Below are 20,586 nucleotides of genomic sequence, written 5' to 3'. Positions count from 1 at the left end.
ATCGCGAGCGCACGCGCGGGCGGGCAAACACTAGCTCGAGTCCCGACCATCCCACGAGGTGAGCGCCGATGACCGACGGCTCGAGCCCCGAGCCCACCAACTCCAGCGACGAGTTCGAACGCCTCCGCGAGCGCCTCGAGACCCTCGAAACCGAACTCGAGCGCAAGGACGACCGCATCGAGGACCTGGAACGGGATCGCGACCGACTCGCCGACACCGTCGCCGAACTCGCGGACCAGCTCGAAGACTGCCAGGCGCGGACCGAGGCCGTCGAAACGCGAGCCGACGACCTCGCTACCGAGACCAGCGAACTCGAGGGCCTCGCCGAAGCCGCGTGCAAGAAGGCCACCGCCAACAAGGAGCGCGTGACGGAGCTCCAGTCCCGCGAACTCGAGAAGGGGGCCCACCTCCGGACCGACAACGTCGACGAGTGCGCGGTCACCGTCGCCGACGGCCGCCTCGAGCGCATCGCAAAGGACGACGGGAACGCCTACTACCGCCTCCCCGAGAGCGCCGATCCGCTCGAGCGCGGCGGCGACGTCTCGCTGGCCTTCGGCGACCTGCTCCCGATCCAGCAACTCGCCCGGATGGACGACGATCGCCGCCGCGCCGCGGCGAACTCCCTGCCCACCAGACTGGCTGCGAAGCTCTGGCAGGCCCGGACCGACCCGAGCGTCGGCGACGACCCGTGGGAACGCGGCTGCAAGGATATCGCCGAGTACGTCAAAGCCAGCGACCTCCGCCACTGGATCCGTCGCCGGGAGCCGGGCATCTCCGAGAGCTACGCGAAGAAGCTCGTCTCGCGGACGATCGACGCCGCTCTGGACCTCTCGAAGAACCGGCTCGCGGTGCGCCGGCAGACCGAACGCAAGAACGGCCTCGAGTACACCGAACGACGGCTGCTCCTCCCCGCGGACGCCTCGATCCCCGGCGCGGGACACCGCGACGAGACGGGCGAACCGGACCCACCTGATCCGGAGACAACTGGCGTCCACGGCTAGGCCTGTCCACGCAACCAGCCACTCCCGCGAGCGCGGGTACTCACGCTTTCAGCACCTCACGACGCAGCCGCTCGCGAGTGTTCGTGTCGGTTCGGTAGTCGTGGGTCCGTCACTCGAGCGGTCGTCGGCGGTCGAATTCGGGGACGCTCGAGCGAGAGTGACCGTAGACAACAGCTGTCCACAGAGCTATCCGGCTGGAGAGCCAACGTTCTGGGATGGCAGACGATAAGCGCGGTCGAGACAAGCAAGCGCACGACGCTGAAAGGCGCCAGCGAGAGCGTGAAATCGCCACGGAACTGGAGCGCGGGGACGAAATAGAGCCACCGGTGGAAGCGGAGGAACTCGCCGATTTCGAGGCGGAACTCGAAGAGCTGACGTTCCCGGCGACGGGGATCGAGGTCGCCGCGGCGATCGGCGATCGCGAGATCGAATCGGTCGAGGGGAGCTACAGTATCGAGGACCTAGTACCGGAGACGGACGAGGAGACGTTCGACTCTCCGGCTGCCGTCCGTGTGCAGGTACAGCGGCCGACAGTCGCCGCGGCCATGAAACGGGTCGTGGAAGCCAGCGGGACGCTTCGGAATACGGATTTCAGTTGGACACAGCGCAAGGCATACGAGAAGACATTCCAGGAACTCAAAGCGATCGACGCCGATGACGACGATGAAGGGATCCGAGCCATCGGCGACTGGATCGTCGAGCGACTCCGCGACGACGAAACGCTCCCGACGTCCCGGGCGGTACGCCGAGAAGCGGCGAAGTTCTGTCGAGCGAACGGATACCAGATCCGAAACGACGAGTGGCTCGGGATATAGACCGACGATCACGGGCGATCGGTGCACTGACTGCTGTCAAGCCCCAAGCGTGACCGATACACGCCCGCTATCCAGTACTGAGATATTGTCTTGCGAGAGGTGTCTCGTTTGGAACTGCTACGGGCTTTTATTGTGTTCCCAGTGAAACCACTGGTATGGCGCTCGATATCGAGGTTCCGGAACCACCAGACCTCTCGAACCGAGGAATGCCCCGCGAGTTCGAGTGGCAAGAAGAGACGCTCGGGTCGGAGGACTTCTACCGTGAGGACATCGAAGACCTGCTTCAGGAGGGTGCGTGGAAGGAGGGATTCAACGAGTGGACCGAGTACACGAATCTCGATGAAGAGCACGTTCGAATTATCAGCGACCTCGGCCTGTTCCGAGCGTTCGACTTCTACTGGGACCCGACCGAAGACCGCCTTCGCTTCGACGCCCCAACGATTTCGGACGACTGGCGGGAGCGAAACGCGACTGAGTCGCTCGATTCGAGCACGGTTTCACTGATCGACGGTGAGTTAGACGATCTCGGCCGAGCGGTACAGGAGGAACTGGAGGACTACCTCGAACGGAACGACGAAGCGTCCGACTACGGGTGGGGTGAGGAAACGTACGGTAAACGCGAGGAGTGATTCCAGTCGCTACGGCCCGTTCGATGGCGTCCGAGATACGGATTTTCTCTGTAATTCGTCTCCCGCGGATCGCGGCGGTCAATCACTCGAGCGTACGCTCGAGGAACCGCTCGATCGCGTCCGGTCCCGCCGGGGGCGTTCCGTCGATGAGCGAGGTCGCGGAGCCGCCGTCCTCGAGGTGGACGGTCTCGGTGATCGACTGTGCGGGCGTCGGAGCCGCGGTCAGCAACTCCATCGCCACCCGTTCCGACTCGATCTCCTCGACGCCGCCGGTCACCCAGACGTGGTTGCGGTCGTGCAGTTCGTACAGCGCCGCGTCGACGCCGGCCTCGTCCAGCGCGTCGAACAGGACGCGGCTGTGTTCGATCGGAACCACCGTGTCTTCGCGACCGTGCATACAGAGGACCGGTGGCGTCTCCACGGAGACGTGGGTCACCGGACTCGCCTGCGCGAACGCGGCCTCGTGCTCCGATTTCGGGCCGCCGATGAGCAGCGAGGCGGGATTGGTCGGATCGTCTGGGACCAGCGTGAGATCCGCGACGCCGTACCAGTCGACGACCGCCTGGACGGCGCCCGATTCGTCGGGAGCGACCGCCTTCTCGAGGTCCGCTTCCGAGAAGGCGTCCCCCGCGAGCGCTTCGACGTCGTCGACGACTCCCGCGAGGAGGGCCAGGTGCCCGCCGGCCGATGCGCCCCACGCCGCGACGGCCGTCGCGTCGTAACCGTACTCGTCGGCGTTCGCTCGCAGCCACCTGATCGCCGCCTTCACGTCGACGAACTGGTCGGGGAAGACGCCCCGCGGCGTGTCGTTCGCCGGGTCGATCGCGAACTCGACGCCGTCCTCGAGGGCGTCGGGAATCGCGGCCAATCGGTAGCTCACGCTGGCGATCGCACACTCCCACTCGGCCGCGTACCGCTCCGGCTCCGGAACGTTGTCGCGGGTCTCGGCGACCCAGCCGCCGCCGTGGACGTAGACGACCAGCGGCGGATCGTCGACCGCGGGTACGAACAGATCGAGCCCCAGCTCGCCGGCGTCGCGCGTCGCGTACGTGACGGCCTCGTGGACTTCGACGTCGACCTCGGTGTCCTCACTCATTCTGAATTCAGTTCGACACCGTAGTGTCATCACTGTAACGATTCCCACGGTAGCGGCTCGTTGCCGTGGCTGCGGGCGGATGCGAGAACACGCGAAATCCGCTCCCCGCGACCGAAACCACCGCCCAGCTATATTTGGGTGGACGGCGTCCTAGGGAGTATGTATCGCGCAATCCTTCCCGAAGGGCAGATCCAGTGCGAGCAGTACGAGCACACCGAGAACGGCGTGGAACTCTACGACGAGGACGACGAGTTCGTCGCGTTCGTGCCGTACGCGAACCTCCACGCGCTGGAGGACTTCCATCCCGAAGAAGAGCGCTCGATCATGTGACCGCGGCCGCGGCCGATCACGTCGTCGCCGGCTGCTGATCGATCGCCTCGAGTTGCTCGCGGTACCGGTTCCGAACCGTCACCACGGTCGTCTGAGCGGTGTCGGCGACGGCCCGCTGGGGGATCGTCTCGTCGCACAACAACCCGGCCGCGTAGATGGCGGCGGCGGCGAAGCCGGTCGGCGACTTTCCCGAGTGCAGCCCCTGCTCGGTCGTTTGGTCGATGATTTCGACGGCCTTCGTCTCGACGTCCTTGCCGACGTCGAGTTCGGAACAGAAACGGGGAACGAACTGGCGCGGATTCGTCGGCTCCAGATTGATGTCGAGTTCGTCGGCGATATACCGATACGTCCGGCCGATCTCCCGTTGGTCGACCCGGGAGACGGAGGTTACTTCCTCGAGGCTCCGCGGAATGTCTTCCTTCCGACAGGCCGTGTACAGCGCGCTGGTGGCGACGCCCTCGATCGACCGGCCGCGGATGAGGTCCTGCTCGAGCGCGCGTCGGTAAATGACGCTTGCGGTCTCTTTAACGGGCTTTGGAACGCCTAACGCGCTGACCATACGGTCGATTTCCGAGAGCGCGTACTTCAGGTTGCGTTCGCCGGCGTTTTTCGTGCGGATGCGTTCCTGCCAGACGCGGAGTCGGTGGAGCTGGCCCTGTTTGTCGGCCGACATCGAGTGACCGTTGGCGTCCTTGTTGCGCCAGTCGATGGTCGTCGTCAGCCCCCGATCGTGCATCGACTGGGTCAGCGGCGCGCCGACGCGGGAGAGCTCGTCGTGTTCCTGGGCGTTGAAGGCTCGCCATTCGGGGCCGTAATCGATCGGATCTTCGGTCAGAACGAGCCCGCACTCCTCGCAGACTCGCTCGCCGCGGTCCGGGTCGTGGACGATCGTATCGGTTTCGCAGTCCGGACATAGACCAGTTTCTGTCTCGGTTGATTCGCTCGTGGTGTGATCGATAATGGACCGCGTCATCAGTAGTGGAAGAATCGGTGCAGGCACTGTAAGGGGTTCACATGGTTTCGCGGGAAACGCAGACTTACGAGTTGGCCGTCCTCGCTCGAAAGAGAGAAGATGAGAGAAGCGACAGATCGCCGCCGACGCTGCTGTGTGGCGTTGATTGAGCTGTGCCGAGACCGTGTCCCATCGGTCGCGTTCGGGCGTAGCGCTATCGCGTAGCGCCGTCGCCCTACCGTGTCCATAGTGAACATGCTACATGAAATGTGGTCATCGTTCCCTCATGAACGGGACGTAAATCGCGTGTTCATCGCGTAAATATGGCTTTCGCCGGCGAACTGTCGTTCGCCTTTATGTCGCCGGCACCAAACGTTTCGACCCAGTGTCGTGTCCCAGTTCAGTCCCTCGACCCCGCTCACGCCCCTGCTACCGTAACGGTTGTGCGTGTACGCGCTCGGTACAGTCGAACAATCGTCCAATACTGTTCTCGCCGAGCGATTCTCGAAACCGTCCAACCCCGCTTCGATACTCTACGCCGTCGGCGACCGATCGAAGCCGTTCCATACCTGCTTTGCAGCCGGTGCGAAACGTGGCCGTCCTTAAGAGTTTCAGTATTGGTGTACAACTTGGTGTGTCAATCGTGACTGCGACTTGCCGACCGAGCAGACAGCGGCTTCCGTCGATTCGACAGTTTGGCAGCCGTTTCGTGTACGGTAACCAGTGTGAATCGAACCGGAGCGCGATCCCGGCTACAGGGGGTCGATCGTAATGTCGTCGATCGATACGTCCCTACCCGACGAGATCGCATCGGTCGCCGATTCGGACGAGGAGCAACGATTGTCGAAAGACGTCATTTTCGAGCTCCTGAAGAACCGCCGTCGGCGCGAAGTCCTCGCGTACTTACTCGAGGCCGACGATACGGTCACCCTCGGCGAACTCGCCGAACAGATCGCGGCCTGGGAGAACGATACCGAAGTCAGCGCGCTCAGCTCCGATCAACGCAAGCGCGTGTACGTCGCCCTTTACCAGACGCATCTACCGAAGATGGACGACGCCGGTATCGTCGAGTACGATCAGGATCGGGGACTGATCTCGCTGGCGGACAACGCCGACCTGCTGATGATGTATCTGGACACGGATACCCACCAACAGGATCGGTGGGATCGGTGGTACGCGGCCCTGAGCGTCGTCGGTGCGGCACTCGTCACCGGTGCATTCCTTAGCGTTCCGCCGCTGTCGGCCGTCCCGACGCTCGGGCTCGCCGGTGTCGTCGTCGTCGCCTTCTTCGCCCTCTCGGTGGCACACGCCGTGTCGAATCGACGGCGCGAACGGAACGTCGACGGCAAGCTATCGCGGATCGAGTGACTGTTCGGTCGGGAGTGGGTCGACGCCCGTGCGAGCCGTCGACGATCGCGGGTTCTCACAGGGGTTGAGAAGATTTCTTGCGATAGCAGGTAAGAAGGACTTTTATTCACGGCACTCGAACGGACGAACGGCTCCCGACGACCGTCATCCGTACCGGAGCAGTTCGCGTGCCAGCATCTGTTTCCGATTCAGGCGCGGGAGCCACCTTTACACTCATCTCGACGCCCGCTCGAGATCCGCGCGACCCGCCGTCGCCTGAGGGGACTACTCGTTACTATCGCTGTCCGTCGCACTCGACGAGCCGCGACGTCGCCGTTCAAACCGTGTTCGGGCGCGGCTGGTCGGGCCGAACCTCCTCGATCTCCTCCTCGACGTCGAGGACGTCGGAACAGAACGCCTCGAGCCGACGGGCCTGCGTCCGCCACGCAAACGCCTGCGCGTCAGTCCGGGCCTGTTCGCCGAGCCGCGCCCGCAACTCCGGCGATTCGAAGACGAGCTTCAGTTTGTCGGCCAGGTCTTGCGGGTCCCCGACGCGGGACAGGAGCCCGTTGTCGCCGTTGGCGAGGTACGTCTGGATCGCCTCGAGGTCGGTCGTCACGACCGGCAGCCCGCAGGCCATCGCCTCGACGTTGGCCATCGCGAAGCTCTCGTCGTGACTCGGCAGGCAGAACACGTCGGCGCCGGCGTGGTAGCCCGGCAGTTCGGGGTGGGGAACTTCGCCGTGGAGTTCCACCGACGCCGCGATTCCGAGGTCGCGGGCTCGCCGGCGGATCCGCTCTCGGTCGCCGCGCCCGACCACGTGAAGTTCCTGGTCGCCCTCGAGTCGGGCGACCGCCTCGAGCAGTTCGTCGATCCCCTTCGCTTCGACCAGTCGGCCGACGAAGAGGATGATCGGATCGCGACTCGAGATGACGGGATCGGCGTCGGGCCGGAACCGGTCCGTGTCGACGCCCGGATAGACGATCTCCTCGACGTCGACGTCGAACGCCGATTCCACGCGGTCCGCGGTCTCCGGCGAGTTGGCCAGAATCAGCTCCGTCGCGGAGAACGCCTGTTGCAGTTTCGCGCCGATCCCGATATCCGAGAGCCGGTGGTACGTGTAGACCGTCGGCACGTCGACCAGATTCGACAGGAGGAGATCGTCGAGATAGTGGGCGGTAAACAGCACGTCCAGGGTGTCGTCGATGTGGTCGATGACGCCGTTTCGCTCGGCCCACAGCGTCATTCGGGCTTTCGTCCAGTCCTGGGAGCCGACCGGGAGCGACTCCTCGAGCGAGGCCGGCCAGTCGCTGTCGAAGGACGGGGTCTCGACGACGGTCACGTCCGACTCGCGGACGATCGGCGCGGGCTCTCCGCGCTGCGTGTAGAGATAGACGTCGTTCGACCGACTGAGTGCGGCCGCCATCTGCTGCGTGTAGACGGCGATTCCGCCGGCGTGGCGGGTTCCGGCGGCGTCGTGATAGAAACCGATGTTCATACCGCGACGGTAGTCTATCAGATGGATTGTTATACTGCTCGTACCGAACGTACTCGACACGTACCGGTCAGTAACGCGGAATGCAACAGCGAAAATGAACTTCCATCGTCACCCGTCCGCCGTCGATGCGCTGCGAGCGGGCGACCGATCTCGCCCCGCCGCCCGCGCGATCGATCCGGAACGAAACGATCTCCGGGCGCTGTGAATTACTGCTCGCGAACGTTGTACTGCACGTCGACGGTCGCGTGACCGCGCAGGGTGAAGTCCTCGATGTCGCCGTCGAACCAGTAGGCGTCGGCCCAGTTGCCGGCGACGCCGCGGACGGTTCGGTCTTCGATCACGTCGTCCTCGTCGATCGTGGCCTCGCTGTGGGTGGACTTGACGACCGCGCCGCCGGTCTCGAAGGAGTAGGCGCTCGGTTCGTCGGCCGTCGTCCCGTCGATGACCACCGCGTGGGGGAGCAGTTCGTGGTCGCCGTAGTCGGCGGGATCGATCTCCTCGCCGTCGACGCTGACGTCGGCGTCGCCGTTGATGATCGTCACGTCGGTCACCGCGCCCGAGAACCGGAACGTCCGGGTGCCGTCGGTGACCGAACTCTGGACGGTCGACTCCGTGATCGTCGTCGCGTCGTCTTCCCCGTCGAGTTCGATCTCGCCCTCGACCGAAATCTCGAAACTCGTCGGCACGCCCCGACCCGCGACCTCGAGGACGTGCGGGAGCGCCGCGCCGTAATCGGCCGGATCGACCGCTTCGCCGTCGACCAGGACCGTTCCCGGCCCGTCGACGGTGAGCTCTTCGAGGTCGCCGTCGAACCGGAAGGCGTCCTTCCAGTCGGCGACGGCGCCGCTGACGCGCCCGTCCGTAATCTCGTCGCCGACGTCGATCGACGCGCCCTCGTAGTTCGCGGACTCGACCGCGCCGTCGACGGCGAACTCGTAGCGCGTCACGTCCGAGGCGTCGCCGTCGACGAGCACGACGTGGGAACGTTGCTCCTCGTCGGCGGCGTTTTCGGCGTTCACTTCGGTGCTCGAGGCAGCGCTCGAGTCGCCCGAAGCGGCCGCTTTGGCCGACGTGGGGACGCCGTCGGGAACGGAGAGATCGGGATCGCTCGAGACGGCGTCGGCGACGGTGACGGTCGACCCGTTCGCCCGCTGGATCGTGCCGCGGTAGCCACCGCTCTCGAAGGTGGCGCGACCGGCCGAGCCGTTGGCGCCGGCGACCATCGCGTAGGGGTAGGGACCGTCGGCGAAGTGGGAGTCGCGAATCGTGACGTCGCCGCCCGACCAGACCCAGACGGGGCGGCCGTTCGTCTCGGTGTAGCCGCCGTAGCCCTGTCCGTAGTCGGTGTTGTCGTTGTACGCGACGCAGTTCTCGATCACGTCGTCGCCGCTCGCACAGCGGAACGTCGTGACGCCGTTGTTCTTGCCGAAACAGGTGTCGAAGTGGACGCTGCTCGGTCCGGAGGCGGTGTTCGAACAGTAGAAGCCGTTGTTCGGGAATCCTTGCACGTTACACCGGCGGAACGTCAGGTTCGCCTGGCTTTGCTTGTGCATGAAGACCGCGCCGGGTCCGTGGACGAAGTCCGCGCCTTCCTTGGTCGCGCCGTCGCCCATGTAGATGTTCTCGAAGAGGACGTCGCCCCGATCGGCCCTGATCGAGATCAGGAACTGGTCGCCGCGGTAGAGCCCCTCGAATCCGATGTTTCGGATTACGGAGTTTGCTCCCTCGACGAGCAGCAGAAAGCTGTTCCCGGTCGTGAGATCGATCAGCTTGTTCTCGAACGTCTCGCCGCGGCCGATCCGGACGGTCTGTCCGTTCGCGGGGATAACCTCGTAGTCCTCAGCGGCGCTGGCGCTCGTCCCGAACGTCGCTGCCGCTGCCGTCGTTGCACCGGCGAGTTTCATGTACGAGCGCCGGTGGAGCAATCCGTCCGATCCGTCGTCGATCGTCGGCGCGTCCTCGCCGACGCACCGATCGTCGTCCGCTACCGAAGAGTCGCGTGCCATGCAATCAGGTAATCAGACACTACCACCATAAACTTTCTCTTCTATTATACTTAAAATTTACAGACGATAGTTATTTCGTGACTGTAATCAAACAAAACCATTCGAATAAATACGTGCGATATTGAATTATCGAATATTTGGTCCCGGGCGGCGGTAAGAGCGAATTACCTGCCACTGCAGCGGTTCTGAACGATCTCGATCGGTTTTCGATGACCGCTCGGAAGCGAGTAATCTCGTATTACCGACCTCGTTCGAGCGTTCGGCGAGCGGATCGTTCCCGAGACACCGGTGTGTTCGGCGACTCGAGTTCGGAAGCGGTTCGTCGAGCGTTATCGCTCATCACGAATAGGGTTCCGATCCGGATCGTCTCGACTCGAGTCGAGCGGGACGAAGTGATCGACGAACGCGGAGAACGAAACGCCGAATCAGCGAGGAAAACGGAACGGGGGTGAGCGGAGGGAACGCGTCAGCGGGGGGAGGGGGNGGTGGAGGGGGCGTCAGCGGGGGGCGGCGAACCGATCGCGGAGGCGATCGGGGAGGGAAGGGGGCCGTCGCGTCAGCGGGGCGTTAGTTGGAACCGGAGGCGGCTTCCTCGGCGCTGGTCGGGGTTCCCTTCGGCATGAACGCCTCGGGGTTGGTGCCCGAGTCGCCCTCGAGTCGGACGTTCGAGCCGGCGTGTTCGGCGATGCCGGCCTGCTCGTCGTAGTCGGTGTCCTGGAGGACGACCTCGGTGCCCTTGCCGTTGGCGCCGGCGTCGATCGCGGTGTTCTGCCCGTTCATCGAGATCTGGCAGTTCTTGACCTCGATCGGACCGGGGGCCCACGCCCAGATACCGCGGCCGGCGTAGCCCTCGTCGTCGACGAGGACGCTGGAGTTCGTCACCTTGCTTCCCGCCGTCGCGAGACGGAAGTGGGAGACGTAACAGTTCGCGGCGAAACAGCGGTCGATGTGGATCGTCCCGCCGCCGGCGTTGCCCGGCGCGGAGCCGTAGACCGCGTTGTCCGCGAAGTTCTGGATGTTGACGTTCTTCATGTCGATGTGGCCGGAGTGCTCGGGGTTGGCCCAGAAGGCCGTCTGCCCGTGACCGCTCGAGCTGGCGTTTCGCTCGTCGGAGCCGTCGCCGAGGTAGACGTTCTCGATGGTGCTCGAGCCGCCGGCGTCGGAGATGCCGAACATCGAAGAGCCGGTGCCGGAGGTGTTGCGGCCCTTGACGCCGACGTTTCGGATCGTCCAGTCGCTTCCCTCGGTGACGACGACGACGTCCTGGCCGTTCGTCAGGTCGAGGAGTTTGTTCTCCCAGGTCTCACCGTCGCCGACGGTGATCGTCTGGCCGCTGGCTTCGATGACCTCGTAGTCGCCTTGGGCGGACGCCGTGCCGGCGGCGCCGAACGACGTCACCGCGGCGGCGGCCGCGGCGACCGAGCGCACGTAGCTGCGGCGGCTTAATCCGTCGTTACGGCCTGTAGTCGGCGTGGTGTCCGTCTCGGACGTACGGGGGTTCTGCGCCATACACTTGCGTAACCTGGTCTTGCACTCATAAACTTTTCCTTGGGAATATGGATTAAATTTACAGAATATATTTCTAACTCTGACGAACAAGACAGAATATATGGCTATTCTATCAAGAAATTATGAACGAAGGGAGGGCAACAGACCGACCAGTAACCGAGTTTTAGCGCGGAAATACGGGATTACATCGCGCGTGAGGTCTTGTAGCGGCTGATTCGAGACACGAGATCTGACCGGGTACTCGCGATGGTGAAACCGAACCGCCGCGACTGTTCGCCAATTATTCGCGCATTCATGACAACCGGACGCCACCTCGTCTTACGGTAGCGACCGCGGGTCGACGCCACTCGATCGAGCGTCGGTAGCGAGGCGCTTCGGTCGGCGGTCGACACGGCGACAGTCGCGTGAGTGACTGTCCCGGCAGTGGGTGTGCGCGACGGTTTGTCGGCCACCGGCGCGACGAACCGACGAGACAGTAGCCGACCGCTGTCTCGGTGGCCGTCACTCGCGCGCGATCCGAATCCGTTCGAACTGGCGTTCTCTCGAGCCGTCGGCCCGTCGGCCGAACCCGTGCGCGTAACCGTGTGCGGACGCGGTCGAGCGAGCGATAAGCCGGAGCGGCCGGGCCGATAATTCCATCAATGCGACTAACGCGCGCGGGAGAAGTCGCGACTAGTTCAGCGGAACGGCCGTCTACCGGTGCGGTTATTCGGGATCTCCCGCGCCGTCGACGGTATACATCTGGAACTCGTCGTTCGAGATCACCTTGTTGGCGCTCGTGTCGGTCTCGAAGTCCTCGAGGGACTCGTCGCTGTAGTGGAGCTCCTGGTAGACCTCGAGTTCGCGCGTGAGGTCGTACTCGGTGACGATGAAGTTGTAGTCGATGCCGCGATACGCCTCCCCGTAGTCGCCCGCTTCGAACGTCTCCGAATCGACGGTCCCGGTCGAGGCGGAGCCGGCCGAGAGGGTGCCGTCGCCCTCGAGACCGTTGAGCCCGTGATCGTACCGGTACGGGTTGTGTCCCATCCCGACGAGGGGCGTGTCCTCGCTCGAGTGGTCCAGCGCGGAGTCGTAGCCGCTGAACGTCTCGTCGGTCACGTGCTGGCCGGGGTTGTAGATGATCGGCGAGGCGAACACCGTCATCAGCCCGAGGACGAGACAGCCGCCGAGGAGGAGCGCCGCGACGGCGCTGGCGCCCGGGCGCGTGATGACGCCCGAAAGCGCGTCGACGCCGCGGGCCAGCGCGATGCCCCCCAGCACCGTCAGCAGAACGGCGATGAAGCCGACCTGCCGGAACGCCATCGTCGGCGTCCCGACGAAGTAGACGACGAACAGCCCGGTCAGCGGGAACAGCGAGAGCGAGAGGTAGTTGATCTGGGACTTCGTCTCCGGATCGAGCGCGGTCCGCCCGAGCCAGACGAGCAACACGAAGACGCCGACGACGAGCGCGACGATCGCCAGCTCGAGGAACATCGTGACGAACAGCTCGGCGATGCTGCCGCCGATCTCCTGGAGGGAGGACTCGCGCTGTCCGACCTCGGCGCCGCCGCCGATGTCCTCCTCGAAGACGCCGATGATGAGGCCGGCGAACGCGTCGCGGAACCGCTCGTTGCTCGCGGCCCAGAGGGTGAAGATGGCGCCGAGCACGACCGTGTGGGCGTACATCGTGGGGTGATCGAGTATGGGATGATCGTCGTACCGTCGCCGGGCGAGATACTGGATGCCGGCGATCGAGCCGATCAACACGATGACGCCGATCATGTGCTGGGGGTGGACCAGCAGGAGCCCGAGCCCCGTGAGGTAGATCAGGAGGCTGAACGGCGACAGCCCCAGCGGGAGGCGCTCGATCGTCGCCCGGCGCCGGAGGTACGTGACGAACGCGAAGACGACGACCGGCACCAGGAAGAGGGCGTTCGAGTTCGTGTGCACGCCCATGTGCGTCGCGACATTGTTGATCGGTAACACCATCCACGAGACGATCGCCGCGATCCCGATCGCCAGCCCGTCGCCGTCGATCTCCCGGACGATCAGCGGGACGAAGACCAGGAAGGGGACGAACAGGATGACGACGCTAAACAGGAGTCCGCGCTCGATCGGGATGCCGCCGACGTAGTGGAAGGTCGCCGCGATCGTGTGGACGGCGGGGTAGAACAGTTCGTGGGGTGCCATCTGCCCCGTGACGATGTCCCGCGTCCAGCCGAGGTGGGAGAGTCCGTCGCCCATCCCCAGGAACCGATAGTTCCTGATCACCGGCAGGCTGACGATCGCCGTGACCGTCGTTCCGCCGAGCGCGATTCCGAGGGCCTGCTCGCGGCCGCGACAGACCAGCGCCGTGCTGACGGCGACGGCGAGGGCGATTCCGAAACCGATCCACGTGAGCGTCGGCGTTGCCGCGTATATCGACGGTTCATAGCTCGTCGCCGGGTTCGATCTCGCGACGAGGATCCCGATCGCGACCGCGAGGAATCCGCCGGCAACGAGGCCGTTGAACGTTGCCCGCTTCATGCTCGCTCGAGACGGAGACGGTCCGGTCCAATGTCGATACGCATGTGTTGACCGGAGGGTCACCGATAGCGACGTTTGTTATACGGCTCCTATCCAGCCCGGCCATTCCTCGAGAGCGTTCGTCAGCGATTAACTCACTACCGTCGCTCCGCGGCGGTCGGCAACCGGTATCCGATTCGTTCGCGGCGGGCTGTGAACTCCCCAGCGACGTTCGAGTCTGTCCCCGAACCGAGCCGCCGCCCTTGAGTGCGCGTACGCGTCGATTGCCGGCCGTCTCGGCCGGCCCGCCCCCGGCCGTCCGGCTGTAGGCAGTGCCTATCGATCGCGACCCGTCGATACGTGTTGCGTTCCCGATTTCCGAACGATCAACGGTTCTGATGGTTTTTGTACCCGTTCGTGCTCGGTCGAACCGAACGAACAGTGCGCGCAGTGGCCGCCGATCCGACTTCGATACGCTATGTCATCCATCGTCATCGATCACGTTCAAGCCGACGGTACGACCCTCGAGGCGGACGTTCGAACGTCCGGCGACCTCGAGCGGTTCTTCACCACCGAATCGTTCCGAACCGAGTACGACATCCCGATCGCGGACGTCCCGGAGGGGGTGCTCGCGATCCCCGTCCTCGCGCAGGTCTGTCCCGTGGCGTGGGCCAACGGGGCGGACGTCTACGTCGACGAGGTCGACGCCACCTTCGCCGCGGCGCTGCAGGACGTTGAGGCGTCGCTCCGCGAGATGCACGACTTCCTCGAGGGGGGGACCCTCTACGCTAAGGAGACGATCGACACCGATCCCGAGGCCGGCGGTGAGAGCGGCCTGCTCTTCACCGGCGGCGTCGACTCGACGTGTTCGTACGTCCGCCACCGCGAGGAGAAGCCGACGCTGGTCAGCATCCGCGGCTGGACGATCACGCCCGACGCCGCCGACGACGAGAAGTGGGACGCGCTCCGCGAGCGCGTCACCGGCTTCACCGACGAGCACGGCCTCGAGACGGCCTTCGTCGAGTCGAACATGCTCTCCTTCCTCGACCACCCGATGCTGTTGGCCCACTACAAGCGCTACGTCGACGGCGCCTGGTACAGCTCCGTCGGCCACGGGCTCGGCCTGCTCGGCCTCTGCGCCCCCATGGCCTACGCGCGCGGCATGGAGAACCTCTACGTCGCCGCGACCCACTGGGAGGGGATCGACCTCGAGTGGGGGTCGCGTCCCGATATCGACGACCACGTCCGGTGGGCGGGGACGAAGTGTCACCACGACGGCTACGAGCTGACCCGCCAGGAACGGGTCGACGCGATCGCCGACTACATCCGCGAGGAGGAGCCGAACCTCCAGTTGCAGACCTGCAACGATCGGATGGACGGCAACTGCGGCGAGTGCGAGAAGTGTTACCGGACGGCCGTCGGCCTGCGACTCTCGGGGCTCGAGCCGACCGACCACGGCTACCCGTTCGACGACGAGGACTACCGCGAGATCCGGACTGCCTTAGAGGAGGGGCGGTGGGTGCTCGGTCAGGACGAGAAGTACATGTGGGAAGATATCCGTGAGCGCGCGTGTGAGACGGACCCAACCTCGCCGGCCGAGGCGGCCTTCTTCGCGTGGCTCGACGAGGTCGACCTCGACGAACTCGTCTCCGAGTCCAAACCGCCGCTGTCCCATCGGCTCCTTCGCGCGGGCGCCCGAAACGCTCCGGCCAGCGTCTACAACGCCGTCTACCCCGCCTGGGCGACCGCGAAGTCCGGCCTGCGCCGCGTTCGGCACGGCCGCTAGCGGAACCTCCGTTTTTCGAGCGTGCCGTCGCTCCGAATCGCTGAGTACTAACTCGCGCCGTAGCGACCGCTGGGCGATCGTATCGACGACTGCAGAAACTGCACCCCTACCCGGGTTCGGCGAATTACCGCTGGGGAACGCCGTAATCGACGTGGACGTCCGGAACGCTCGACGATTCGGGCACCGCGTTCCCGTTCCAGTCGACGACGTGGACGTTGGTCACTTGCCCGTCGAACCGGAACCGCTGGACGCCGACGTCGATCGTTCCTTCCGCGACGCTCCCGGAGACGACCGTCGCTTCCTCGACGGGGTCGGCCGCGTCCATCTCGATCTCACCGTCGACGGTGATCTCGAAACTCGAGGGGACGCCCCGACCGACGATGGTCACGAGGTTCGGGAGTGGTTCCGCTTCTGTGCTGGCAGCTTTGTCCTGTACCGGAGTGTCACGTGCCATACTTCGATAACCCGACCTTCACGGTATAAGCTTTCTTGTCGAATGAACGGTAGCTTTTCGAGAAATACAGTCGGACGGATACCCGGTTGGGCACCGAACGACCGAGATTTCGTTCGGGATCACACGAATACGAACGGCCGGCAAACCGCGGTACGGGACGGCGTATCACGGCGCTGAATCGGGCGGTCGCGAGGCTACCGTGCGCTGCGCTCGGTAGCCTCGCTCGCGTCTGCCCGCGCCGACGGGCGACTGGTCAGGAAGTATCCAGATCGAGTCGCGAGAGCGTCCAGTCGTCCACCGCCGTCTCCTCGATCGCGCGGGCGCCGCCGAAGTCCCGAGCGAGGAGCGTCCGGGCGCTCGGTCGAATCAGCGTCGACAGCGGGAAGCGCGTGTCGGGGTAGAACCGGTACTGGATCGGCGACGGCAGCGTCTCTCCGAAGGCGGTGACGTAGTGGTTGTCAGACCGGTCCGCGAGGACCGCCGCCAGCAGGCGGTCGATCGCCGTCGCCTCGGCCTCGATCTCCCGCGGCAGGGTCTCGACGATCCGCAGGTGTTCGTCGACGTTCGAGCAGATCAGCGCAGCGACGGGCGTCTCGCCGTCCCGCACTGCGACGTACGCCGCGTAGGTGTGGGCCGGATTCGAACACCGCCACCGGTAGAACTCGGCGGTCCGGTTCGTGTGGATCCCCGGCGGGATCGACCGTCGGTAGATCGACTCGAGGACGTCCGGGGGCGGCGTCTCGAACCGGACGACGTCGAACTCGCCGTCGGCGTCGGTGACCAGTCGGTCGCCGGCCTGCTGGGAACTGGTGACCACGTCGGCGAGCGCGTCCGCGACGCTCGTCTCGGCGTCTTCGGACGGCTCGCGGTCGACGCCCGGACCGAACTCGTCGGTAACGACCCACTCCTCGCCGCGCGCGCTGCGATCGAAGCCGCCGCTCTCGTCGCGGCCGTCCTCGCCGTCGGTCAACGCCCTGACGCTCCCGATGGGGTCCTGGGGCCGGTAGTAGACCGGGACGGTCCCGATCTCCCGCCAGCCGTGTTTGAGGTTCCCCGGTTTGGAGTTCTCGTTCGGGAAGTTGAAACAACAGGCCGGCGGCCCGTCGGTTCCGGCGTACCGCTCGAGGGCGTACTCGTTCATGCGGCTGAACAGCCCCTCGTTGCGGTGGTCCGGGTGGACCATCGTATCGCAGGGCTGGAACGCGATCCGTTCGGTCCCGTCGATGCGCAGTTCCTGGGCGAAAAACGCCCGACAGCCGACGATATCGCCGTCCCGTTCGGCGACGACGATCGGCACGTGGTCGGCGTATGGGTTGTCCTCGAACTTCCAGCGAAGCCAGTCGACGCTTCGTTTCCGGCCGAACACCTGCTCGTACAGCCCCAGCAACGGCGCCCGATCGCTCGGCTCGAAGGGGCGAACCCGACACGACGACGTCGAAGGCTTCGATGTCAGATCTTTCATAGACGGAACCGACGCGCCAGTGACGGTCGCCGTCCCGACGCGCTCGATACTGCTATTTCAAGAGACGGACCAAAAGGGATTGAGCCTGAATACGCTACAGGCCGTCGGTAACGAGCGTTGACCGGTGTCAGTCACGAGACTGTGTTCGCTTACCCGACAGTGTGTCGAAGGCTCCGATCAAAACGTGGCGCATTTCATCGGTCACGATGCCGCGAGCGGGCGTCCGGTTCCGACGCCGATTCGATCGCGGCGCTGTCTCGAGTCGAGACCGCTCACTCCATATAGCCGAGCCCCTTCAGCCGGTCCTCGACGTCGTCGAAGTCGTCGTCGACGTCGCCGTCGCGATCCTCCTTCGAAACGCCGGTCCGCTCGACTTTCGTCGACGCGGGGATCGCGTCCTCGTCGAAGGCGTCGAAGAGGACGCGGCCGTCGGCGTTTTTCGGGACGGGCTCGCCGATGCCGTGGAGCAGGGTCGGCGCGATGTCGACGACGCGAGCGCCCCGCAGCTCCGCGCCGGCGTCGATCGAGGGGCCGCGACAGAGGACGATCCCTTCCTTGCGGTGACTGGCGTCGTAGGTGCCGGTGTCGCCGGTCACCGAGTCGGTGAGCGCGTTGCGCGCCTCGTAGGTGCCCTTCCCGATGACGATCAGGTCGGGCGCCTCGTCGTCGGTCGGGAACAGTTCGTCGCCGTCGAGCGCTCGCAGCATCTGCTGGCCGTCGTCGTCGGTGGCGGACTCGAGCAGGTCGGTCAGTTCGGTCTTCAGCGCGGGGATCTGGGTCGGATCGACGACGCCCTTCTCGAAGCGCTCGGTGTCGTTGACGTACAGACAGCCCGCGCCGTGGACGAACGCGACGGTCCGGTCGTAGTCGACGTCGTAGAGGGCGTGATCGCCCGGGATCTGCTCGGCGACCGTGTCGACGAGCGACCGCGGCAGCGTCGAGACGATCTTCTCCTCGGAGATCCCGACCCGGTTGAGCGCGTCGGTGATGCGGTCTCGAGAGATCCCCAGGCTCGCGAGCGCGCCGCGGGTCCCTTCGTCCTCCTGTTCGAAGAGGTAACCGTCCTGCTCCAAGATGGTGTTAACGTAGACCAGTTCCTCGATCGGCCCGAACCCGTGGTCGGAGACGACGTAGAGGTCGGCGTCGTGCTCGTCGGTGTACTCCATCACTTCGCCGAGGACCGCGTCGAGTTTCTTGTAGTGGGCCAGCAGCCGGTCCATGTCCCAGATGAGGTGCTGGAAGCGGTCGGGCGCGGTGAAGACGAAGAAGAACAGCCGCCAGTCGTCGCCGGCCTCCGCCATCTGGAGGTTCATCAGCTCGCGGCGCTTCTCGAGCATCTCGTCGACGGCCACCTCGAACTCGTCGAGCCGGTCGGCGTAGTCGGGGTAGTCGAGGCTGATGTCGTAGTCGGGGATCCGCGCCTCGATCTCGTCCTGGAGGTCGGGCGGGTGCGCGTACTGCTTCTCGGTCGAGGGCGTCATCATCCCGGTGACCATCGTGCCGTCGATCTCCTGGGCCGGATACGTCATCGGGACGTTGCCGACGTGGGCCGGCGCGACCTGCTCCCAGAGAGTCGGCTGCTCGATGTCGTGGCTGGTGTACATCTCGTGGGTGTAGTCCGACGAGAGATTCTGAAAGCCGTAGACGCCGTGTTTGTCCGGCCAGACGCCGGTCGCGATCGACGGCCACGCCAGCGGCGTCGTCGCGGGCTGGGTGCTCTCGAGGGTTCCGGCGGCGCCCTCCTCGCGCATCCGAGCGAAGTTCGGGAGCTCGCCCTCCTCGCTCCATTGGTCGATCAGTCTCCACGGTACGCCGTCGAACCCGAGCACGAATGCGCGCTCGGCTGTCGGGGAAGACCTGCTCATGATTGGATAGGTGTGACGTCGAAGACGCCTGCTGTCCTGGGAATGACGGGATCAGTGCTTTGTTATGGGGAGATTTCACCAGTATTCGGCCTGATACTCGGCTGATACGGTCGGTTCGCTGTCGAATTCCCCGCGTTGCGTTCGGCGCCAGTTTCTCATATGTTGCTTGTGTACTTGCACCATACACGCACCGTTATGTCCCCCCGTCGCCCGTACAGGTGATCCATAACAAAACGGTTCGTTCATCAGGAATCGTATATGAGACGCATCCAAGTGGCCGCTGGTGGTGGGTGCCGTGGGTAGCGTCGTCGTCTCCCTCGACGCCGAACTTGGCTGGGGCTTTCACGATCTCCCGGAGCCGCCGGCCGACCGCGTCGAGTCCGGCCGCCGCGGCTGGTCGGTGATGCTCGAGTTGCTAGACGAGTTCGACGTTCCGGCGACGTGGGCCGTCGTCGGTCACCTCATGCTCGAGTCCTGCGACGGCGTCCACGCGGACCATCCCGCGCCGCCAGGCTGGTTCGACCGCGAACGCGGCGCGTGGGCCGACCGGGAGGACCTCCGGTTCGGCCCCGACCTCGTCGAGGGCGTTCTCGAGGCCGACGCCGACCACGAACTCGCCAGTCACACCTTCTCGCACGTCCTCTTCGGGGATCCGAAGACGGACCGGGAACTCGCCGCCGCGGAGCTCGATCGAGCCACCGAAATCTCGGCCGAGTGGGGCGAGTCGATCGATTCGTTCGTCTACCCGCGCAACGACGTGGGTCACCGGGACGTGCTGGCCGAGTACGGCGTCTCGGCGTACCGCGGTCGGTCGCCGACCCGGGACGGCGTCCGCGGCGTCTTCGACTCGACGGTCCGCGATCAGTCGCTGGTGACCACCCCCCGAATCGACGAGCACGGGCTGGTCAACGTGCCGGCCTCGCTGTTCCTCTTCGGCTTCGAGGGACCGGCTCGGACCGTCGCGGAGTCGATCTGGACGGACCCCATGCTCGAACTGGCCCGCCGCGGGATCGACGAGGCGGTCCGATCGGACGGCGTCTTCCACATGTGGCTTCACCCGAACAACCTCACGAGCGAGCGGGACGACCAGCGGATGCGGTCGATCCTCTCGTACCTCGAGCGCCGCCGTTCGGAGACCAAGCTCACCGTCGAAACGATGGGCGATGTCGCACGCCGGATCCAGCGATCGCGCGAGGCCGGAATCGACGGTGCCACCGGCGGCGTCGACGGCCAGGCGACGGTGAGTTCGAACTGACCGACACCGATCGATCCGTCGCGGTACCGCCGCGAGGGCGTCGCGAGAAGGGGACTACTACCGGCTTCGGACCGTAGGTATGCCGACGATAACAAAG

Annotated in this window: 16 protein-coding genes; 7 read left to right on the top strand and 9 right to left on the bottom strand. The window is 65.1% G+C overall.

Annotated features, from left to right (window positions below):
* Window positions 1-68: 68 nt before the first annotated feature.
* The 3 genes from C477_RS16095 (at window position 69) to C477_RS16085 (ending at window position 2,445) form a co-directional block, all read left to right on the top strand.
* Window positions 69-1,001 (top strand): hypothetical protein, encoded by a 933-nt coding sequence (locus C477_RS16095; protein WP_008895583.1) that lies wholly within the window; start codon window positions 69-71, stop codon window positions 999-1,001.
* Between the two features lie 215 nt (window positions 1,002-1,216).
* The gene (locus tag C477_RS16090) at window positions 1,217-1,816 is read left to right on the top strand and encodes a DUF5789 family protein (protein ID WP_008895582.1); all 600 of its coding nucleotides are present in this window, start codon (window positions 1,217-1,219) and stop codon (window positions 1,814-1,816) included.
* Between the two features lie 206 nt (window positions 1,817-2,022).
* Window positions 2,023-2,445, top strand: coding sequence for a hypothetical protein (locus C477_RS16085; RefSeq protein WP_049914606.1), 423 nt, complete (start codon window positions 2,023-2,025; stop codon window positions 2,443-2,445).
* Between the two features lie 82 nt (window positions 2,446-2,527).
* Here the strand turns inward: C477_RS16085 and C477_RS16080 are convergent, their stop codons facing one another.
* On the bottom strand, window positions 2,528-3,541 hold the full coding sequence (locus C477_RS16080) for an alpha/beta hydrolase (RefSeq protein ID WP_008895580.1): 1,014 nt from the start codon (window positions 3,539-3,541) through the stop codon (window positions 2,528-2,530).
* Between the two features lie 159 nt (window positions 3,542-3,700).
* Here C477_RS16080 and C477_RS24180 point away from each other — a divergent pair, with 159 nt between their 5' ends.
* On the top strand, window positions 3,701-3,871 hold the full coding sequence (locus C477_RS24180; RefSeq protein ID WP_008895579.1) for a hypothetical protein: 171 nt from the start codon (window positions 3,701-3,703) through the stop codon (window positions 3,869-3,871).
* A gap of 16 nt (window positions 3,872-3,887) precedes the next feature.
* Here C477_RS24180 and C477_RS16075 read toward each other — a convergent pair whose 3' ends face one another.
* Window positions 3,888-4,844, bottom strand: coding sequence for a transcription initiation factor IIB (locus tag C477_RS16075; protein WP_008895578.1), 957 nt, complete (start codon window positions 4,842-4,844; stop codon window positions 3,888-3,890).
* A 750-nt stretch (window positions 4,845-5,594) separates the two neighbouring features.
* Between C477_RS16075 and C477_RS16070 the strand changes: the two genes are divergently transcribed.
* A complete protein-coding gene (locus C477_RS16070) occupies window positions 5,595-6,191 on the top strand; it encodes a DUF7344 domain-containing protein (RefSeq protein ID WP_008895577.1) in 597 nt (198 codons plus the stop codon).
* A gap of 316 nt (window positions 6,192-6,507) precedes the next feature.
* Here C477_RS16070 and C477_RS16065 read toward each other — a convergent pair whose 3' ends face one another.
* The 4 genes from C477_RS16065 to C477_RS16050 form a co-directional block, all read right to left on the bottom strand.
* On the bottom strand, window positions 6,508-7,668 hold the full coding sequence (locus C477_RS16065) for a glycosyltransferase family 4 protein (RefSeq protein ID WP_008895576.1): 1,161 nt from the start codon (window positions 7,666-7,668) through the stop codon (window positions 6,508-6,510).
* Between the two features lie 206 nt (window positions 7,669-7,874).
* Window positions 7,875-9,674, bottom strand: a complete 1,800-nt coding sequence (locus C477_RS16060; protein ID WP_008895575.1) for a hypothetical protein — start codon at window positions 9,672-9,674, stop codon at window positions 7,875-7,877.
* A gap of 567 nt (window positions 9,675-10,241) precedes the next feature.
* Window positions 10,242-11,183, bottom strand: coding sequence for a hypothetical protein (locus C477_RS16055; RefSeq protein WP_049914591.1), 942 nt, complete (start codon window positions 11,181-11,183; stop codon window positions 10,242-10,244).
* Window positions 11,184-11,888: 705 nt separating this feature from the next.
* Window positions 11,889-13,688, bottom strand: a complete 1,800-nt coding sequence (locus C477_RS16050; protein ID WP_008895573.1) for a hypothetical protein — start codon at window positions 13,686-13,688, stop codon at window positions 11,889-11,891.
* Between the two features lie 457 nt (window positions 13,689-14,145).
* Here C477_RS16050 and C477_RS16045 point away from each other — a divergent pair, with 457 nt between their 5' ends.
* Window positions 14,146-15,453 carry a hypothetical protein gene (locus C477_RS16045; RefSeq protein ID WP_008895572.1) on the top strand — a complete coding sequence of 436 codons (1,308 nt, stop codon included), beginning with the start codon at window positions 14,146-14,148 and terminating at the stop codon, window positions 15,451-15,453.
* 124 nt (window positions 15,454-15,577) lie between these two features.
* Here C477_RS16045 and C477_RS16040 read toward each other — a convergent pair whose 3' ends face one another.
* From C477_RS16040 to C477_RS16030, 3 genes are all read right to left on the bottom strand, one after another.
* Window positions 15,578-15,907 carry a hypothetical protein gene (locus C477_RS16040; protein WP_049914590.1) on the bottom strand — a complete coding sequence of 110 codons (330 nt, stop codon included), beginning with the start codon at window positions 15,905-15,907 and terminating at the stop codon, window positions 15,578-15,580.
* A gap of 253 nt (window positions 15,908-16,160) precedes the next feature.
* The gene (locus C477_RS16035) at window positions 16,161-17,369 is read right to left on the bottom strand and encodes a GNAT family N-acetyltransferase (RefSeq protein WP_008895570.1); all 1,209 of its coding nucleotides are present in this window, start codon (window positions 17,367-17,369) and stop codon (window positions 16,161-16,163) included.
* Between the two features lie 272 nt (window positions 17,370-17,641).
* On the bottom strand, window positions 17,642-19,234 hold the full coding sequence (locus tag C477_RS16030; protein WP_049914589.1) for an alkaline phosphatase family protein: 1,593 nt from the start codon (window positions 19,232-19,234) through the stop codon (window positions 17,642-17,644).
* Window positions 19,235-19,529: 295 nt separating this feature from the next.
* On the opposite strand from C477_RS16030, the gene C477_RS16025 reads away from it, so the two are divergent.
* Window positions 19,530-20,489: a polysaccharide deacetylase family protein gene (locus C477_RS16025; RefSeq protein WP_008895568.1), complete on the top strand. Its 960-nt coding sequence runs from the start codon at window positions 19,530-19,532 to the stop codon at window positions 20,487-20,489.
* Window positions 20,490-20,586: the final 97 nt, after the last annotated feature.

The sequence above is a fragment of the Haloterrigena salina JCM 13891 genome (genome assembly GCF_000337495.1).
GTDB lineage: Archaea > Halobacteriota > Halobacteria > Halobacteriales > Natrialbaceae > Haloterrigena > Haloterrigena salina.
The sequence above is the reverse complement of the archived record's forward strand: the minus strand, read 5'-3'. Positions and strand labels throughout refer to the sequence as shown.